Source organism: Bacteroidia bacterium, assembly GCA_020852255.1.
Lineage (GTDB): Bacteria > Bacteroidota > Bacteroidia > JADZBD01 > JADZBD01 > JADZBD01.
Map to the genome: position 1 here is coordinate 518,103 of JADZBD010000002.1, position 18,391 is coordinate 536,493.

Consider the following 18,391-nt stretch of genomic DNA (forward strand, 5'->3'; position numbering starts at 1 on the left):
GCTAAACCGAAAAAGCCAATTTCTTACTACATTCGCCCACGGATGGACCAGCTTTCTGAATTATATCAAATTCTTGATAAAGAACAAGTTAGGCGACTTGGGGAAGTCCCGCTGAGCCCTACTGAAAACGACTACCTGCAGGCCTTATCCAACCGGAGGAGCTCAGAGAATTTATCAGAATCTCATACCTACAAACTAAGCAGTGTTGTAACCCGGAAGATCCTGGATCATCTGTTCGCCGATCCGGTTGAATCTATTCTTTGGCTCAAGGAGCAAGGCCTCTATAAACATATGGCGCACCGGATGGTATGGTTGGGAAAGAAGCTGGAAAGTACGCAAGGGCTTCCGGCCACGGAAAACTTTTACCTCAGGTGTATTCACCAGGCTCTGGATATTCCCTTCCGTTATTACAACGAAAAACTGGTTAAGACCCTGGCAGACCGGTACATGGCTATACCTGATAAGAAGCAGGAATCACGGATAAATTACATAAAGTACCATACACTATTTGCCACCTGCAATCGTGCCGCTGCTTCCAAAGATCCGTTCCGCCTTTTCCGTGAAGAACCTGCCGAATTGTCCGCTGCCGCCGGTGACCTGCTCGCTAAAGGGCATTACGGCGCCTTGTTTTATCTCTACCGCTGCCTTTGTTCCTACTATACCTACATGGTTACGGATCACGACCGGATGCTGGATTATCTTGACCGCTCCATTGCATTGGTTCCGAAAGTTCAGCATTATTTCACAAGAGACATGAATCTCACGCTTCGCGCGCACCGGGCCGACGCACTTTTACGTGCAGGTGCAGCGGAGGAAGCCTACAGGGTGTACAAGGAGATATTAATGGGCGCAGCCCCCGACACACTCTACGGATTGCACTATCATGCCGAACATTTCGCTGTTGCAGCACTGGCCACCGGGCGTACAAAAGAAGCCGGTGAACTGATTCACCGCTATTTTGAGGACTTCCCTAATACCCTCAAGGATGTACCGGCCACACGGAAAGCCCTTATACACAGCAAACTCTTTCTGAGCAGTGGTGACGTTCCTCAGGCTCTCTCCCATCTTCGCGAGGCGAACCGCCTGAACGAAAAAACCTACTACCAGCCCTTCATGTTACAAATAAGAATACTCGAGACCATCACGTTCATCCTGAAAAAGGATGTTGATTTCGCTCTCTCCCTTTGTATCAGGAATCAGAAATACCTGGCAGCGCAGAAGGACAAAAAAAAGCTGTTGCCTTATAAAAAATTCTGGGATTCCGTATCACGGCTGTTGAATGCTTCATCCAGAAAAAAAACACTTCCCGCAGCAGATGAAGATTACATTCTTCTCTTCCAGCAACACTTCCTCAATCTCTATGCACATCTTCCTTCTAAAATGCTGGAAGCCATACGTGCGCTCTAACCCTTCAGATTTCAGGTTCAATTCTTGAGCCCTCAGAACAATTCGTGCAAATATCAATGGATGATCTTCCATTGAGAATTTGCTTTCTGAATGCACGGTATCCTTCCGAATACCAGATCTCCCTGAATGTGTTGTTGCGCAGATCCCCCATCACATACCGGGCGTCCTTGTCAAAACAACAGGGAAGAACCTTTCCATCCCAAGTAATCACTGCCGAACTCCAGAGTTTCCAGCACCTGTTTTTCCATGCATTCACAATCTCCAGCCTTTTATCCTTTCCTTTCCGGTAACGCGAGCGGTTCGGGTGAGCCGGCATCAGATCATTAGGATCCGCAGGGTCGTTGATCTGTACGGTTTTAAAATTCAGTTCCTCAGCGCCCCAGCTCCTGTATTGTTTCCTGACAGCGCTCACCTCCTGCTCATTATGCTTCATTACAAGGAACTGAAGCGTCAGGTCCGGTCCGGTTCCTAACCTCTTTTTCGTTTCAGAGAGAAGTTTTAAGCCATCCAATACACGTTGCATATCTCCTCCGATCCGGTATTTTTCATACGTATCCTGGTGCATACCGTCGAGCGAAACGATCAGCTTGCCGAGTCCTGACCGGCACACCTTCTCACAGGTTTCCTCATTGAGGAAATGCGCATTGGTAGATGTTACACAATACATCCTTCGGGAAGCGGCAATGCGAATCAATTCCGTAAATTCAGGATGCAGGAAAGGTTCCCCCTGAAAATAAAAGGTCAGATAGCCGCAATGCGGGGCTACTTCATCCATTATCCGGGTGAAGAGTTCCCGGCCCATGTAGCCGCTCGGACGGGTGAATGACCTCAGACCGCTCGGGCATTCCGGGCATCTCAGGTTACAGAAGTTGGTTGGTTCAACCGCTATTGCCGCCGGTAGCGGAGCTCCGTGGAAGCCCAGCCGGTGCGATCCAAGGAAAGCCAGCCTTGAGCCTGCGGCATGAAGGGCGCGTTTCCATGTAAAAGCGCTGCCTCGGGTCATGTTCAAAGTTAGAATAAAATCCTACCCGTTCGGTTATCTTTACAGGATGAAACGTTGGTTTGCCGTACTCTTACTGCCTCTGTTCACGGCGGCACAAGTACACACCCTCACGGGTACGGTTACTGATAGTGAAAACAATGAACCTGTTGCCTTTGCAGCAGTGCACGCTGAAGGCACAAAACAAACCGTGCTAACCGATATCTCAGGGCAATTTACCCTACAAACCGGAGCACCTGTATCCGTATTACGTATTACCCATGTTGCATACCACCCGATCACGGTTAGCTTAGAAAAGAACCAGGCCAGCATTCGTGTTAAAATGCATCCGGTGGTGCATTCATTTGACGCAGTGAACATTCTTCCGGGTGAGAATCCCGCGCACCGCATTATTCTTCAAGTTCAGAAAAACGCAGCATTCAATGACCCCTACGCTCAAAGCAGTTTCCGCTGTGAGACGTATACAAAAATGTATGTTACCGGAGAGTTTCCGGCAGATACGTCGGAAGGTGGCGCCGATAGTTTGAAAAAAACAAGGCAGTATTTCAAAAAGCAACATCTGTTTCTAACCGAAACAGTAACAGAGAAAATCTATATCAAACCGTCGAAAGAAAACGAGAAGGTGATCGGTAGCAGAGTATCCGGCTTCCAGCTGGCCCCTTTCTTCACTCCTGTAAGCCAGCTTCAAAGCTTTGGCTTTTACAGTAGCTTCATCACTATTCTCGACAAAGATTACGTTAATCCCCTCTCCCAGGGTACTTTTAAGCGGTATTTCTTCCTCCTCGAGGATACGATACTGACCACGGAAGGTGACAGCATTTTTCTGATTTCGTTCCGTCCCCGGAAAGGGAGGAATTTCGAGGCGATGAAGGGAGTATTATATATCCACACATCCGGATATGCGCTTTACCGTGTGATCGCCGAACCGGTAGATGAAACAGGCGTGATCTCCGCGCATATTGAACAGGAATATGAACGGACCAACGGCAAATGGTTTCCGATGGTACTACACACAGACTGGTATTACAATAACATGAAGGTGGGCGACAGTAGTATCACCGCCTCTACACGTAACTTTTCATTAGGAACCACCAATAAAATGAAAGTAGTATGTAAAAGCAGGATTCGCCGTATTGAGATAGGAAACGATCTTGACGATGTTCGCTTCTCGCCCGATGCAGTGTTTGCCGATCCGGAGCATGGCAGACGGGATAGTGCATGGTGGGAAGACAAGCGAATGGAAAAACTGGATGCAAAGGATCTGCTGACCTACCGGAAGTTAGATAGTACCGGCAATGCGGAACATTTCGACCGCAAAATGGATTTTGCAGAGGCGCTGGCAGATGGAAATATTCCGTTGGGTCCGGTAGAACTGGAACTCCCTCACCTATTCCGGTATAACGAAGTGGAAAAAGTGAGGATCGGGGTCGGACTTCACACATCACGCAGGTTATTGCGTTTGTGGCAGCTGGGCGGATATGTAGCCTACGGAGCAAAAGATCAGCGTTTCAAATACGGCGGCCGGATTCATTGGCAGTGCCGCGCATCGCATGAATTTTCGATCGCAACCCGGTACTTGTTTGATTTATCAGAACCCGGAAAAACTGACTGGATGGAACCGCGTGGAAAAATAGATGGTTCCTCTGTCAGGGAGTACAAAATTTCCTGGCTAGAATGGAAAGAATCCGTCCGAATGATGATGAGCATGCGCATGAATCAACACTTGAAATGGTATGCGGCAGCCGAACAGTATTCCTTATGGCCGGACTCCGGTGTTTTTGCCGGAGTCAATTCCGGAGCACAAGTGCGGATGGACGGAGTCAGCGCCCTGACCGGTACGGTGCAATTGCGCTGGCAGCAGAATGAAAAATTTATCCATACACGATTCGGAAGAAACAGCCTGGGAAGTAAGTGGCCGGTGGTATACCTGCGTTGGTCCGGCACGGTCGGAGATCCGGTTTTCGACCTGCAGCTTCCGGTTACCTCCCTGGTGCATGCCCGATGGAACCGTTATGAGTTCCGAGTGGATTGGGAATGGAAAACAAAAACCAAAGGGACGTCTTTTTTCCGTCTGGAGGGAGGCAAAATGTATGGAAAAGTTCCGGTGAGTATCGCCTTCATCCCCTTCGGGAGCTATGCTGGTTTCGGACACTTTGCGGAAAACACCTTTGAGAACATGCGCTACAATGAATTTGCTTCCACCACCTGTCTAAGTCTTTTTCACAGACACGATTTCGGTAAAATCTCCCGAAAACATTCGTTTAATCCTTCCGTGGTATTGGTGAATAACTTGCATTGGGGCCTTACGGATAACACCATTCTTCCTACACCCGGCATTGCGCCCGTTACGCCCGAGCAGGTTTACATGGAATCCGGAATTCAGATTAACGGGCTGCTCCGAAATCAGTTCATTGGGCTGGGCTTGCAGGGAATGTACCGGTATGGCTATTATTCCTTCCCACAAGTATCTGATAATTACTCCATTAAGACCACATTCAAGATTCTTTTCTGAAGCAGCTTCGGATAAATTAGCTAACTTCGGGGTTTGAACTAATAATCAGGGACTTAGGTAGTCTGCTCTTGTCTTATGTGGTCAGCCCTTGGTAGAGCCATACTTCGTTACCGTGTACAGTTTCTGATACTGCTCATGCTGCTGACCGCCGGGTTTGCATACATGGCCACGCGCATTGAGCTATCCTACACTTATCAGCGTGCGTTACCCAAAGACGATCCTGACTTTATCCGGTATGAGCAATTTCGTTCAAGGTTCGGTGGGGACGATAAAGTGCTTCTCCTCGGTTTTTCTGATCCTGATATTTTCAAACTGGATCGTTTCAATGCATGGTATGATACAGACCGGAAGATCCGTGAAATCCAGGGCGTGAAGGATGTATTATCCGTTACCAGCCTGTACAATATCCGCAGAAATGATTCCCTGGTAAAATTCGAATTTAAGCCCATTATCACACAACGACCTTCTACACAGCAGGAGCTGGATAGTTTGAAGGAAATCATTTTGAATCTCCCATTTTACGACGGTCTGGCGTTTAAAGAAGAAACTTCAGCCACCGTAATGGCGGTAACTTTTAATGAAAAAGAGCTCAACTCACGTAACCGTATATCCATTGTGCACGATCTGGTGCGGCTGGGTGATGAGTTCGCGAATAAATTAAATGTTGAGATTCACTATTCAGGTGTACCCTACATCCGTACATACATGATGGAAAAAGTTTCCATGGAGATGGGTTTGTTCCTGGGTCTTGCCATATTAGTTACAACTATTATTCTCTGGGTATTCTTCCGTTCCTTTAACGCGGTTTTCTTCTCCGTGATCCAGGTGATCATCTCTGCCGTTTGGTCTTTCGGCACACTGGCACTCTTCGGATACAAGATCACATTGCTCACCGGGCTTATACCACCCCTGGTGGTGATTATCGGGCTTCCCAACTGTATTTTTCTGATTAATAAATACCAGGAGGAACTGCGAAAACATGGTAATAAAGTAAAAGCGCTGAGCAGAACAGTTGAGAAGGTAGGATTATCCAATTTGCTGGCGAATGTTACGACAGCTATCGGATTTTTCGTTTTTTATTTCACCAATAGTACGATGCTGATGGAGTTCGGGATTGTGGCCGCAGTGAATGTGATGACCACTTACACCATCGCTTTATTTTTCATTCCAATCGTGTTCAGTTATCTCCCCGCACCTTCCGGAAAGGCCACCAGTCACCTGGAAGGAAAGCGTATTAATTTTCTGATCAATTGGGTTGACAAGCTCATCCATCGCCACCGGAGGATACTGTACCTGATCACAACCGTAGTAACTGTTGTGGCCATCTACGGAATGTTTCAGGTGAAGGTGATCGGATACGTGGTGGATGATCTGCCAAAGCGAGATCCGATTTACACACATCTGAAATTCTTCGAGAGTAATTTCGGAGGTGTATTGCCTTTTGAAGTAAGCATCGACTCAAAAAAACGAAACGGGATCTTTACAGATAACGCAAAAACACTTTATAAAATGCGGGCGCTCCAGAAAAAAATGGCAGAATATGAGGAGCTATCCCGTCCGGTTTCCATTGTAGAAGTATTAAAATTCGCCTATCAATCGTACAATGACGGCAAGCCGAAATACTTCATTCTCCCCGGCGCTACAGAACTGAAAAAACTTTCTGATTATACCAAGGGCGTGAAAGGAGGGGAAGACCGTTTTGCATCATTTATAGACAGTACGCACCAGTACACGCGGATTTCATACCAGGTAGCAGATATTGGCTCTGTCCGCTTAAAAGCTCTTTTAAAAGAAATCCAGCCAAGAATAGACTCCATCTTTCCGAAAGAAGAGTACGATGTAGGCATTACAGGTTACTGCAGCACTTTTCTGAAAGGAAACGATTACCTGTTCCACCATCTTATGATCAGCCTGATCATTGCCATTGTACTGATTCTGATCATTGGGATGATTTTATTCCGCAGCGTAGCCATTATCATTCTTTCCAAAGCTCCTGCGCTCATTCCGCTGGTGATCACAGCAGGAATCATGGGATTCCTTGGCATTCCCTTCAAGCCTTCCACTATACTTATTTTCTCCATCGCCTTTGGTATCGCATCAGATGGAACGATATATATTCTCACAGAATACCGGAATCAGCTCCTGAAAGGAAAAAACACAGACAAGAACAAAGCTATCTCGCGGACCATCCATGAGATCGGAATCAGCATGATCTATACAGCGGTCATTTTGTTTTCCGGTTTTGTTATTTTCTCTGTCTCCTCGTTTGGCGGTACCGTTTCACTTGGCATATTGCTTTCGGTAACATTGCTGGTTTCTCTTTTTACGAACCTTGTACTGTTGCCTTCTATCCTTTTGTCGCTTGAGAAACGGATCGTTCTGAAGGCACTCAAGCGTGAACCCCTCATCAATCTCATGGATGAAGAAGAGGATATTGATCATGAGAAGCTGGAAATACAGAAGCGTCACCACAAAAAAGACGAAAACGAATGAAAGGCATCGTCCTGGCCGGAGGATCCGGTACCCGCTTGCATCCGCTGACACTGGCTATCAGTAAACAACTTATGCCCGTGTATGATAAACCTATGATCTATTATCCCCTCTCAGTGCTGATGATGGCCGGGATCCGCGAGATACTGATCATATCCACACCCCACGATCTCCCGATGTTTGAGCGATTGCTTGGTGACGGAAGTGGGATCGGCTGCAAATTCAGTTACGCACGTCAGGAGGTACCCAACGGACTTGCTCAGGCCTTTGTCATAGGCGAAAACTTTATCGGAAAAGATAAAGTATCACTGGTGCTGGGGGATAATATCTTTTACGGAACCGGTCTGGGAAGAATGCTCAAACATTTCAACGACCCTGACGGCGGCGTAGTGCTTGCCTATCATGTAAGCGACCCCGAACGGTATGGTGTGGTGGAATTTGACGCGTCCGGCAAAGCTGTTTCCATCGAAGAAAAGCCGAAAAACCCGCGCTCAAGTTACGCTATTCCGGGCTTGTATTTCTACGATAACTCTGTGGTGGATATTGCAAAAAATCTGAAGCCCAGTGCCCGCGGAGAATTTGAGATTACCGATGTGAACCGAGAATATCTGAAAAGGGGGAAACTGAAAGTGGCGAAGCTGGAAAGGGGCACCGCCTGGCTGGACACTGGAACATTTGCCTCACTGATGCAGGCTTCGCAATTTGTTCAGGTGATTGAAGACCGGCAGGGTCAGAAAATCGGATGTATAGAGGAAGTAGCCTACCGTATGGGGTTCATTACAAAAGAGCAGCTTCATAAGATCGCCGAACCCTTACGCAAGAGCGGATACGGAGAATATTTACTGAAAGTGGAATGAGCCAGGAGCTGATCACCCGATGCCTCATAGCCGTTGAGAAGGACCTCCGGCAATCTGTTCAGCACCTTTCCAAGGAACCATCCGGACTCTACGACCCTGTTCGTTATACATTGAAAAAAGGCGGAAAAAGAGTTAGACCCGTACTGGCACTGCTTGGTGCAGCCGTAACCGGTGCCTCTATAGCCAAAGCCCTGCCCGCCGCACGTTGTGTTGAGTTTTTTCACAACTTCACCCTCCTGCACGATGATATCATGGATGCCTCCGCCCTTCGCAGGGGAAAGCCATCTGTCTACAGAAAATTTGGTGTGAACAGAGCCATTCTCAGCGGCGACGCACTCTTTGTACTGGCCTGGCGTTGCCTGGACGATTATCCCGTCAAGGTTTCTTCTCAATTATATCCCATCTTCCATCGCATGGCGCTGGAGGTATGCGAAGGACAGGAAATGGATATGGCTTTTGAGCAGCGAAACAGTGTTACCTTGAAGGAATATGAAGAAATGATCCGGAAAAAGACGGCGGTATTGCTGGGCGCAAGTCTGGAAATGGGCGCTCTCGCCGGTGGCGCGACTGAATTGACCGCACGTAAACTTTATAAAATAGGCGTGGAGCTGGGAATCATTTTCCAAATCATGGATGACCTGCTGGATACTTTCGGAAATGAAAAAATGACCGGAAAGAAAACAGGACAGGATATCCGGGCCGGAAAAAAAACCTGGCTGGCTTCCTATGTAACCGATTGCCTCGGAAATTCACGCCAAGGCCGGTCCTTCCAGAAAATGCTCAGAACAGGAAACGAAGAAAAAGTAAGAAAGGTTTACCGGAACCTGAAAGTCAGAGAAGCAGGAGAGTCCTTGTGCCGCAGAAAGACCGCCCGCCTGATCAATACCATTAACGCCCTGCCACTTTTGCCCAAAGGAAAAAAAAGTCTTCTTTTTCTTCAGGAATCCCTGCTTACGAGAAGCCGTTGAAAAGGTTTTTTTCATTAGACAAAACGGGACATTCCCACGACAAAAGCGCCCTTTTCCGACTTAAATAATTAACAAGCCGTTGTGCAACGGTTTTAATCCCTCATCCGTCTTTTATATAGGGGATTTACTTATATTTGGAAATGTGTAGCTCCCTCTGTTTCAAAGCAATAGCCCGTGGGTAGACAATTACTTTTTTTTAGTTTGCTTTTAGTGACCCTGTCGGCTGCAGGTACGGATTTCTACTGGGTTGGGGGGCCTGGCAGATGGAATGATCCGGCACATTGGTCGGATCGCCCGGGCGGCATGCCCGGAATCCTTATTCCCGGAGATGGAGATGTTGTCTATTTCAACACGCAATCCGGATTAAAATCAGGAGACGGGGTTGTTGTGGAGGGGAGTATTATTTGTGAGGGCATACACTTTTTGGATCCCGCAGCAGATTTTAAGATCCGTGTGGCAGCGGGTGTTTTGATTCAAACCAGTTCCTCCGCAGATTATTCAACGCTGAACAAATACCTCACCCACCGGCAGGTGGCAACAGGTTCAGACAGCAACAGTACTGCAAAATTTATTGCCGCTCCGGTCAATCACACCTGCTCCATTGTAGTGATTACAGACAACCTTTGTCCGGGGCTGTGCAACGGTGTGGCCACCGTTAATGTGAATCCACCCGGAAGTTATTCCTATCTGTGGTCGAACGGACAAACCACACAAACGGCAACAGGTCTTTGCACAGGCCAGGGTTACATTGTGCAGGTGATAGACAATAACAATCCAAACGATGTTTGTCAGGCTGGAATCATAATGACCAACTACCTTCCCTTCGGAAGTTTTTTCAACAATGTGAATCCATTGTGCAATAGCTGGTGCACAGGTCAGAGCACTATCAACGTGATCGGAGGAACCGTTCCGTACTCGTACCTGTGGACACCGTCTGCCCAAACCTCCAACGTAGCCACGGGTTTGTGTGCAGGCACCTACACCATCAATGTTACGGATGCCAACGGTTGTACCTATTCTGCCACTACCACCATTACCCAACCTACTGCTATTTCTCCCAACCCTACACAAACCAACGTTCTGTGTAATCCCAACTGCACAGGTGTAGCCACGGTAACGCCCACCGGAGGCACTCCCCCCTACAATTATGTTTGGGCTCCAGGCGGACAAACCACGAATTCCATCACCGGGCAATGTGCAGGCACCTACACCGTAACAATTACTGACGCCAACGGATGTACCCGCACACAAGCAATCACCATCACTCAGCCACCGCAGGCACTTAACGTTACTGTTAATTCCGCCGGAAATCCCGTTGCTTGTAATGGAGACTGTACAGCTTCTGCCACTGCAACTCCTTCAGGAGGAACGGCCCCATACTCTTATTCGTGGTCGCCGGGCGGACAAACCACAGCTAACATTACCGGGTTATGTGCGGGAACTTACACGGTTACCGTGACAGACGCCAACGGATGTACCAGTACACAAACCATTACAATTACGGAACCACCCATACTTACACTGTCTCTCACCACCACCAATAACCCGCTGCTTTGCTTTAACCAGTGCAATGCCACAGCCTCAGCCACTGTAGGAGGCGGAACGCCAACATATAGTTATCTCTGGAGTCCGGGCAATCAAACCACAGCAAACGTTACTGGCCTCTGTGCCGGAACCTATACGGTGATTGTTACAGATGCGAACGGATGTACCATTTCTCAAACGGTAACCATCACCCAACCGCCACAACTCACGGTGAACATTACCACGACCAATAATCCCCTCACGTGTTTCAATCAGTGCATTGCTACAGCCACAGCAAATCCGGGCGGCGGAACACCCGGATATTTCTATTTGTGGAGTCCGGGCGGACAAACCACACAAGGAATTTCCTCCTTATGTGCCGGAACATATACTGTAACAGTTACAGACGCCAACGGATGTACACGAACTCAGACAGTAACCATCACTCAACCACCACAGATTACCATTAACATTACAACCACCAACAACCCCCTTGCGTGCAACGGAAACTGTAATGCCACAGCAACGGCCAACGTGGGAGGAGGAAGTCCCCCTTACAGCTATTCCTGGAACACCGTGCCTGTACAAACCACGCAAACTGCCACCGGTTTATGCGCAGGAACCTATACCGTTACAATCACGGATAATCTGGGATGTACACGAACCGCATCTGTGATTATTACACAGCCGACGCTGCTAACCACCACTCAGTCTTCCTCTGCATTACAGTGTAATGGTGACTGCACTGCGAATCTGGGTGTAAGTGCATTTGGAGGAACCGCCCCGTATCAATACGCCTGGCAACCGGGCGGACAAACCACCTCGAGCATTACCGGACAATGTGCAGGAACCTATACTGTAACTGTTACCGATGCCAACGGATGTACATCCAGCCAGGTGATTAATGTTACGCAGCCTACTCCACTAAATATTTTCACTGTTACAAATAACCCTTCCTGTAACAATGGATGCGATGGTTCGGCTTCTGCTCTTGGAGGCGGAGGCAATGCACCTTATACGTACCTCTGGGCACCCGGCGGACAAACCACATCTAATATCACCGGCTTATGTCCGGGAACCTATACTGTAACGATCACCGATGCGAACGGATGTACCGCGAGCACAACCATAACCATTACGAATCCACCACCGGTGAACACTGGTGTCACTACTCAGAATGTTTTATGTAATGGACAATGTAACGGATCCGCCACTGCAAATCCCTCCGGCGGAACGGCACCTTATTCTTATCAGTGGCAACCAGGCAACCAAACGAGTGCCACCATCACCGGGTTATGTGCCGGCAGCTATACACTCACGGTCACAGACGCGAACGGGTGTACTGTCAGCCAGATCGTAACCATTACCCAACCGGCACCGCTGGTAGCGCAAATCACCGCCACCACCACGTCCTGTAATATTTGTAACGGAACCGCTACTGCCAATGCCGTCGGAGGTACTGCTCCCTTCTCCTATTTGTGGAATCCCACCGGACAAACCACACAAGCCGCCACCGGTTTATGTCCCGGACAATATACTGTGACCATAACGGATGCGAACGGGTGCACGGCAACCGCTGTTGCAAACGTGTTTCAGACGGTACAGATTATTATCACCACGTCTACAGATACGCTGGATTGTAATGGCGACTGCGATGGAATTGCTACCGCCATAGCGTCCGGGGGAACGCTTCCATACTCTTATCTCTGGAATACCTTTCCCATTCAAACTACGCAATCAGCCACCGGGCTTTGTGCAGGCACCTTTACTGTAACGGTAACAGATGCCAACGGATGCTTTGGTACTGCTACAGTAACCTTTGCAGATCCACCTGCCCTTACACTGAGTCTATCCGGAACAAATCTTCTGTGTAACAACATTTGTATTGGTACCGCCACAGCAACACCCGGCGGCGGAACTCCCGGTTACACCTATTCCTGGAACACGGTTCCTGTTCAGACCACGCAAACAGCAACAGGCCTTTGTGCCGGCAGCTATATTGCTACCGTAACCGATGCGAACGGGTGTACCATCACGAGTTCCATCACCATCACCGAACCATCACCCGTTACCATTGCCCCAACATTTACCCTGGCCAATTGCAATATCTGTGACGGTGTTATTAATCTTAATCCATCCGGCGGAACTGCACCGTATACTTATGTGTGGGTGCCAAATGTTTCCAATGGTCCGACGGCGAACAACGTTTGTGCCGGTATTTATTCGGTGACCATCACGGATGCCAATGGCTGTACGTTCACGTTTACGGTTACTCTGAACAATAACAGCGGACCCTCATTAACCATGACTTCTACTCCGACCACCTGTTACGGCGACTGCGATGGTACGGCAACGGTTACCGCAAACGGAGGAACGCCTCCATACACCTACCTGTGGAGTCCGGGTGGGCAAACCACTTCTACTGCCACAGGACTTTGTCAGGGAACCTATACTGTACAGGTAACCGACCAGCCGGGATGTATATCATTTAACACTGTCACAATTAATCAACCTGCTCCTTTCAGTGCCCCGGCAGTAATTGTAAACTCTTCGTGTGCCACTCCTTGCAACGGCTCAATAAATATAACTCCAACAGGAGGAACAGCGCCATATACCTATTTGTGGATGCCGGGAAATAGTACAACGGAAGATCTCACAGGTTTATGCGCCGGCACCTATACGCTCACCATTACCGATGCGAATCTTTGCGACAGCACATTCACTTACACCATCACGGCTCCGCCGGCGGTAACCGTAACGGTTAATTCCACCAATGTAAACTGTAACAACGCATGCGATGGTACGGCAATCGCCAATCCATCAGGTGGCGTAGGTAATTTCACTTATCTCTGGATGCCCGGCAATTTCAGCACACAGAATATTGTAAATCTTTGCCCTGGTGTTTATACCGTAACGGTTACGGACGGAAACGGGTGTACAGCTAGCGCCACGGTGACCATCACGGAACCTCCGGTACTTACTTTAATCCTTACCTCCTCCACTCCCCCGCTTTGCAACTCTTCTTGCGACGGAACAGCAACAGTAACGGCAGGTGGTGGTAACCCTGCGTATACCTATCTGTGGAGCCCGGGCGGCTTCACCACTGCCACGGTTACAGCGTTATGCGGACTGAATTATACGGTTACCGTTACGGATGCGAACGGATGTACCGCGGCCATTCCGGTAAATATTGTACCCCCTGTTGCTGTGAATACCGGCCTGCAAACCTTTAATGCAAGTTGTAATTCAGCATGTAATGGTGCCGCCATTTCCACACCAACGGGAGGAACCGGCCCTTACCAGTATTTATGGATGCCCGGAAGTCTTACTACTTCTACAGTAAATGGACTTTGTCCCGGTTCCTATACTTTGACCGTAACCGACGCCAACGGTTGTACTGCATCTACGATTTTCACGATCACCGCACCCAATGTTCTGCAGGCGGGCGGCTTTGTTTCCACATTACCATCCTGCCCTAATTCCTGTGATGCAGTGATTACCGCTAACCCCGTGGGTGGCACTCCTCCGTATTCCTATTTATGGTTGCCTGTCAACGCCACTACACAAACAGTGACGGGTGTTTGCGGACAAACCACCTACACCTTACAGGTAACAGATGCGAACGGTTGTATAGGTCAGCAGATACTTCCGGTAAATGATCCACCGGCCATCACTGCCACACCGGCGATCGGACAAGCCAATTGCGGCGTTTGCAACGGAACCATCGCCATTGTTGCGGCGGGAGGGTCGCCACCCTACACGTATCTCTGGGCCCCGGGTAATCAAACGACCGCCAGCATCACCGGACTTTGTGCCGGTTTGTATACCGTAACTGTAACAGATGCCGGAGGATGTACCAGTTCCTTTATATATGGTGTCAGCAACACTACAGGGCCCTCACTCGTTATGAGTTTTACCGGTACAACTTGTCCCGGAGATTGCGATGGTACCGCTGGTGTGGTAGCAACGGGCACCGGGCCTTTTACTTATGTTTGGTCACCGGGCGGGGCGACTACTGCTTCGGTCACCGGCTTATGTGCCGGACAACATTTTGTAACGGTCACCGATGCCAACAGCTGTATTACTATCGATTCCGTAAATATCCAGGATCCTCCGAATATTCTGGCGAATGCCAACGTAACCAATGCCTCCTGTTCAGGGATTTGTGATGGAAGTATCCTGATTAATCCTTCAGGTGGAAACGGCGGTCCGTATACTTATCTATGGCTGCCCGGAAACCAGACTACATCTTCCATCACCGGCCTTTGTGTTGGCACCTATTCAGTGATCATCACCGATGTTCAGGGATGCCTTGATACCATTGCCGTGAATGTACTGGGAAACACTGTGATCGCCTTTGCCACCACATCCACCAATATACAGTGCAGTAATGTCTGTACCGGAACCGCCATGGTGATTAACCTGGTAGGTGGTACAGCGCCCTATTCTTACAGCTGGACAGATCCTTTCGGTCAATTTACACCGCAGGCAACCGGATTATGTGCCGGAACATATACCGTAACGGTCACTGATGCCAATGGTTGCTTCACCACCCAGTCTGTTACTATCACTGCCACTCCTCCCATTGTTGTAACCTCGGCCCTCACCCCACCATCCTGCGGCATGTGCAATGGCCAGATCGTACTTACCCCTACCGGAGGCACGGCTCCGTACACCTACATCTGGAATAACGGGCAAACCACAGCCAGTGTAACGGGTATTTGTGCAGGTCTGTACCAGGTTACCATCACCGATGCCAACGGTTGTTCTCAAACATTCAACATTCCCGTCAGCAATCCGGGCGCTCCAACACCAAACGTCACCATTGTCAATCCTCCGTGTTCGAATACCTGCACCGGTTCGGCCACCGCGGCACCCACAGGAGGAACAGCTCCATACACCTATAACTGGCTGCCGGGCGGACAAACAACTTCGTCTATCAATGGACTGTGTCCTGGAACCTATTACGTACAGGTTATCGATGCAAACGGATGTATTACCACCGACACGGTGGTGATTAGCGCACCTACGCAAATACAAGGTAACCCCATGATTATTCATACCGACTGTGGCGCATGCCAGGGTTCCATTACCATGAGTCCAAGCGGAGGAACTGCACCTTACACCTATCTGTGGTTACCCGGTAACCAGGTGACTGCGGGAATTTCAAATCTTTGTGCAGGAGTATACACAGTTACCATCACCGATGCTAACGGCTGCACTGAGTCCTACACCATTCCGGTCACAAATGTGAATGGCCCTTCCGTTTCACTTACTACCGTTAATCTCACTTGTAACAGCGGGTGTATCGGATCAGCCACTGCTACTGTAAGCGGAGGTACTCCACCTTATTCGTACAACTGGAGTAACGGAGGCACAACCAGCAGCATCACAGGACTTTGTTCAGGGACATATACTCTAACCGTCATAGATGCAAATAACTGCTCTACCCTGGTTGTAGCCACAATTACAGGACCACCTGCCATTCTTTTCAGTGCGCCGGTGGTTGTGCAACCTCTTTGCAACGGTGATTGTAACGGATCTGTTACAGCATTGCCGCTCGGCGGAACCTTACCCTTTACCTTTCTATGGTCCAACGGCTCCACTAATCCTTCAATTACCGGTTTATGTTTCGGTACTTATACTGTAACCGTAACGGATGCCAACGGTTGCACAGCCACGCAAACCATGACGCTGAATAATCCGCCAGCTATCACTGTAACAAATGTGAATGTGACTCCATCGAGTTGCAACACCGTAAACGACGGAGGCATTGATATCACAGTTACCGGAGGAACGGGTGCCCTCACATATGCCTGGAGCAACGGAGCTACCACACAAGATCTTTCCGCCATTCTCTCCGGCACATACAGTGTGGTGATAACAGATGCGAACGGGTGTAGCACCTCCACTACGGTGATTGTCAATTCCAATGTTTCAGTGATTGCGGATGCAGGGTCAGATACCAGCGCCTGCGCGGGTTCGTCCTACATGTTTAATGGCAGCGGAAGTGTAAATGCATCCAGTTACCAATGGTACGAGATTCCGTCCATGACAAACCTTGGTACCAATCCCACCATTGTTGTTAATAATCCGAACGCCGGCACCTACACCTACATTCTTATTACCCAGAATGGAGGATGTTCCGACACAGATACAGTGATGCTGACAGTGAATCCCCTGCCTTTTGCGAATGCCGGTAACGATCAGAGTATTGTTGTGAACGGAAATACCACCATCGGCGGTTCACCCACCGGGCCCGGTGGCTCCACCTATCTGTGGCAGCCGTCCACAGGACTAAGCGACAGCCTTGCAGCAAATCCCATAGCCTCCCCTACAATCACAACAACCTACACTGTAATTGTGACTTCAGCTGACGGTTGTACAGCTTTGGACAGCATAACTGTTACCGTGTTACCAGAGATCATATTCCCCAACGGAATTTCGCCAAATGGTGATGGCAGTAACGATACCTGGATTATTGATAATATCCATTTATTCCCGAATAACTGGGTGGAAGTTTATAACCGTTGGGGAGAACTTCTTTACCATGGCGACGGATACGACAATACCAGTGTTTTCTGGGATGGAACCTACAAAGGAAAGAACGTTCCTGTAGGTACATATTATTACATCATTAACCTGAACGATCCCATGTTCCCGGATGTGTTCACAGGACCTATAACTGTTTACAGATGATCCGCCTGTTTTACATACTACTTATTTTTACTGCGGCCGGTATACGAGCCCAGCAATTACCGCTTTACACACAGTACATGCTGAATGACTATGTGATGAATCCGGCCATTGCCGGAAAAAACCCTTATTACGAAGTAAAATCCAATAATCGTTACCAGTGGATCGGCATTACAGATGCACCGAGAACCTATATTCTGAGCGCAAACGGACCTACCCGAGATAAAAATGTAGGGCTGGGCGGATACTTGTTTACTGATATTGTAGGACCGACACGGCGTATTGGCATTGATTTCACGTACGCATATCACATCCAGCTGGCAGAGAAAACAAAATTATCCTTTGGGGCGTCCGCCGGCTTGCTGCAGTGGGCTGTTGACGGTTCCAAGATTACACTTTATCATCCTTTCGATAATATTATTAGCAACGGATATCAGTCGGTACTGGTTCCGAACCTGGGCGCTGGGTTTTATTTCTACGGCGAGAAATGGTACGTGGGCGGTTCCGCGCCGCAGGTTTATCCCGCTAAGTTGAAATTCTTCTCATACCAAAGCGATCCTGAGAGCAGGATGCAGACACATTTTTACGGTTCGGCGGGATATTCCTTTGACCTGGGAGAGGATTTTGATCTGGAACCTTCGATATTACTGAAATATGTAAAACCGGTTCCCCTGCAATTCGACGGGGGGATTCGCCTTGTTTATAAGGAATCGGTTTGGGCCGGAGCAACCTACCGTACCATGGATGCCTGGGCCGCTTTTGTGGGATTCAATTATGAGAAAAATCTGACACTTGGCTACTCCTACGACTTTACTACTACCAACCTGAAAAACTATAGTTCCGGAACACATGAACTGATTATTGCTATCCGTTTCGGACACAGGGAGTTGAAAAACGACCAAAAAAGCCGGATTCAGTAGTTCCGTTCTGAATATTC

8 protein-coding genes are annotated in these 18,391 nt (G+C 48.7%); 7 read left to right on the forward strand and 1 reads right to left on the reverse strand.

Annotated elements, in window-relative coordinates; translation table 11 throughout:
* The first annotated feature begins 42 nt into the window (after positions 1 to 42).
* Positions 43 to 1,407, forward strand: coding sequence for a hypothetical protein (locus IT233_02990; protein ID MCC7301586.1), 1,365 nt, complete (start codon positions 43 to 45; stop codon positions 1,405 to 1,407).
* A 4-nt stretch (positions 1,408 to 1,411) separates the two neighbouring features.
* On the opposite strand, the gene IT233_02995 is transcribed toward IT233_02990, so the two are convergent.
* Positions 1,412 to 2,410 (reverse strand): SPASM domain-containing protein, encoded by a 999-nt coding sequence (locus IT233_02995; protein MCC7301587.1) that lies wholly within the window; start codon positions 2,408 to 2,410, stop codon positions 1,412 to 1,414.
* Positions 2,411 to 2,456: 46 nt separating this feature from the next.
* On the opposite strand from IT233_02995, the gene IT233_03000 reads away from it, so the two are divergent.
* The 6 genes from IT233_03000 to IT233_03025 all read left to right on the forward strand — a co-directional run bounded on the left by IT233_03000 (position 2,457) and on the right by IT233_03025 (position 18,374).
* Positions 2,457 to 4,919 (forward strand): carboxypeptidase-like regulatory domain-containing protein, encoded by a 2,463-nt coding sequence (locus IT233_03000; GenBank protein ID MCC7301588.1) that lies wholly within the window; start codon positions 2,457 to 2,459, stop codon positions 4,917 to 4,919.
* 75 nt (positions 4,920 to 4,994) lie between these two features.
* Positions 4,995 to 7,412 carry an MMPL family transporter gene (locus tag IT233_03005; GenBank protein ID MCC7301589.1) on the forward strand — a complete coding sequence of 806 codons (2,418 nt, stop codon included), beginning with the start codon at positions 4,995 to 4,997 and terminating at the stop codon, positions 7,410 to 7,412.
* Positions 7,409 to 8,266, forward strand: a complete 858-nt coding sequence (gene rfbA, locus IT233_03010; GenBank protein MCC7301590.1) for a glucose-1-phosphate thymidylyltransferase RfbA — start codon at positions 7,409 to 7,411, stop codon at positions 8,264 to 8,266. Before IT233_03005 ends, rfbA begins: the two co-directional genes overlap by 4 nt.
* A complete protein-coding gene (locus IT233_03015) occupies positions 8,263 to 9,234 on the forward strand; it encodes a polyprenyl synthetase family protein (protein ID MCC7301591.1) in 972 nt (323 codons plus the stop codon). Before rfbA ends, IT233_03015 begins: the two co-directional genes overlap by 4 nt.
* Positions 9,235 to 9,435: 201 nt before the next feature.
* Positions 9,436 to 17,457 carry a gliding motility-associated C-terminal domain-containing protein gene (locus tag IT233_03020; protein ID MCC7301592.1) on the forward strand — a complete coding sequence of 2,674 codons (8,022 nt, stop codon included), beginning with the start codon at positions 9,436 to 9,438 and terminating at the stop codon, positions 17,455 to 17,457.
* The gene (locus tag IT233_03025; protein ID MCC7301593.1) at positions 17,454 to 18,374 is read left to right on the forward strand and encodes a type IX secretion system membrane protein PorP/SprF; all 921 of its coding nucleotides are present in this window, start codon (positions 17,454 to 17,456) and stop codon (positions 18,372 to 18,374) included. The genes IT233_03020 and IT233_03025 overlap by 4 nt, the downstream gene beginning before the upstream one ends.
* Positions 18,375 to 18,391: the final 17 nt, after the last annotated feature.

Excerpts from the sequence above, each read along its gene's own strand:
- IT233_02990 (MCC7301586.1), top strand. The coding sequence starts at position 43 with ATGGACCAGCTTTCTGAATTATATCAAATTCTTGATAAAGAACAAGTT.
- IT233_02995 (MCC7301587.1), bottom strand. The coding sequence starts at position 2,410 with ATGACCCGAGGCAGCGCTTTTACATGGAAACGCGCCCTTCATGCCGCA.
- IT233_03000 (MCC7301588.1), top strand. The coding sequence starts at position 2,457 with ATGAAACGTTGGTTTGCCGTACTCTTACTGCCTCTGTTCACGGCGGCA.
- IT233_03005 (MCC7301589.1), top strand. The coding sequence starts at position 4,995 with ATGTGGTCAGCCCTTGGTAGAGCCATACTTCGTTACCGTGTACAGTTT.
- rfbA (MCC7301590.1), top strand. The coding sequence starts at position 7,409 with ATGAAAGGCATCGTCCTGGCCGGAGGATCCGGTACCCGCTTGCATCCG.
- IT233_03015 (MCC7301591.1), top strand. The coding sequence starts at position 8,263 with ATGAGCCAGGAGCTGATCACCCGATGCCTCATAGCCGTTGAGAAGGAC.
- IT233_03025 (MCC7301593.1), top strand. The coding sequence starts at position 17,454 with ATGATCCGCCTGTTTTACATACTACTTATTTTTACTGCGGCCGGTATA.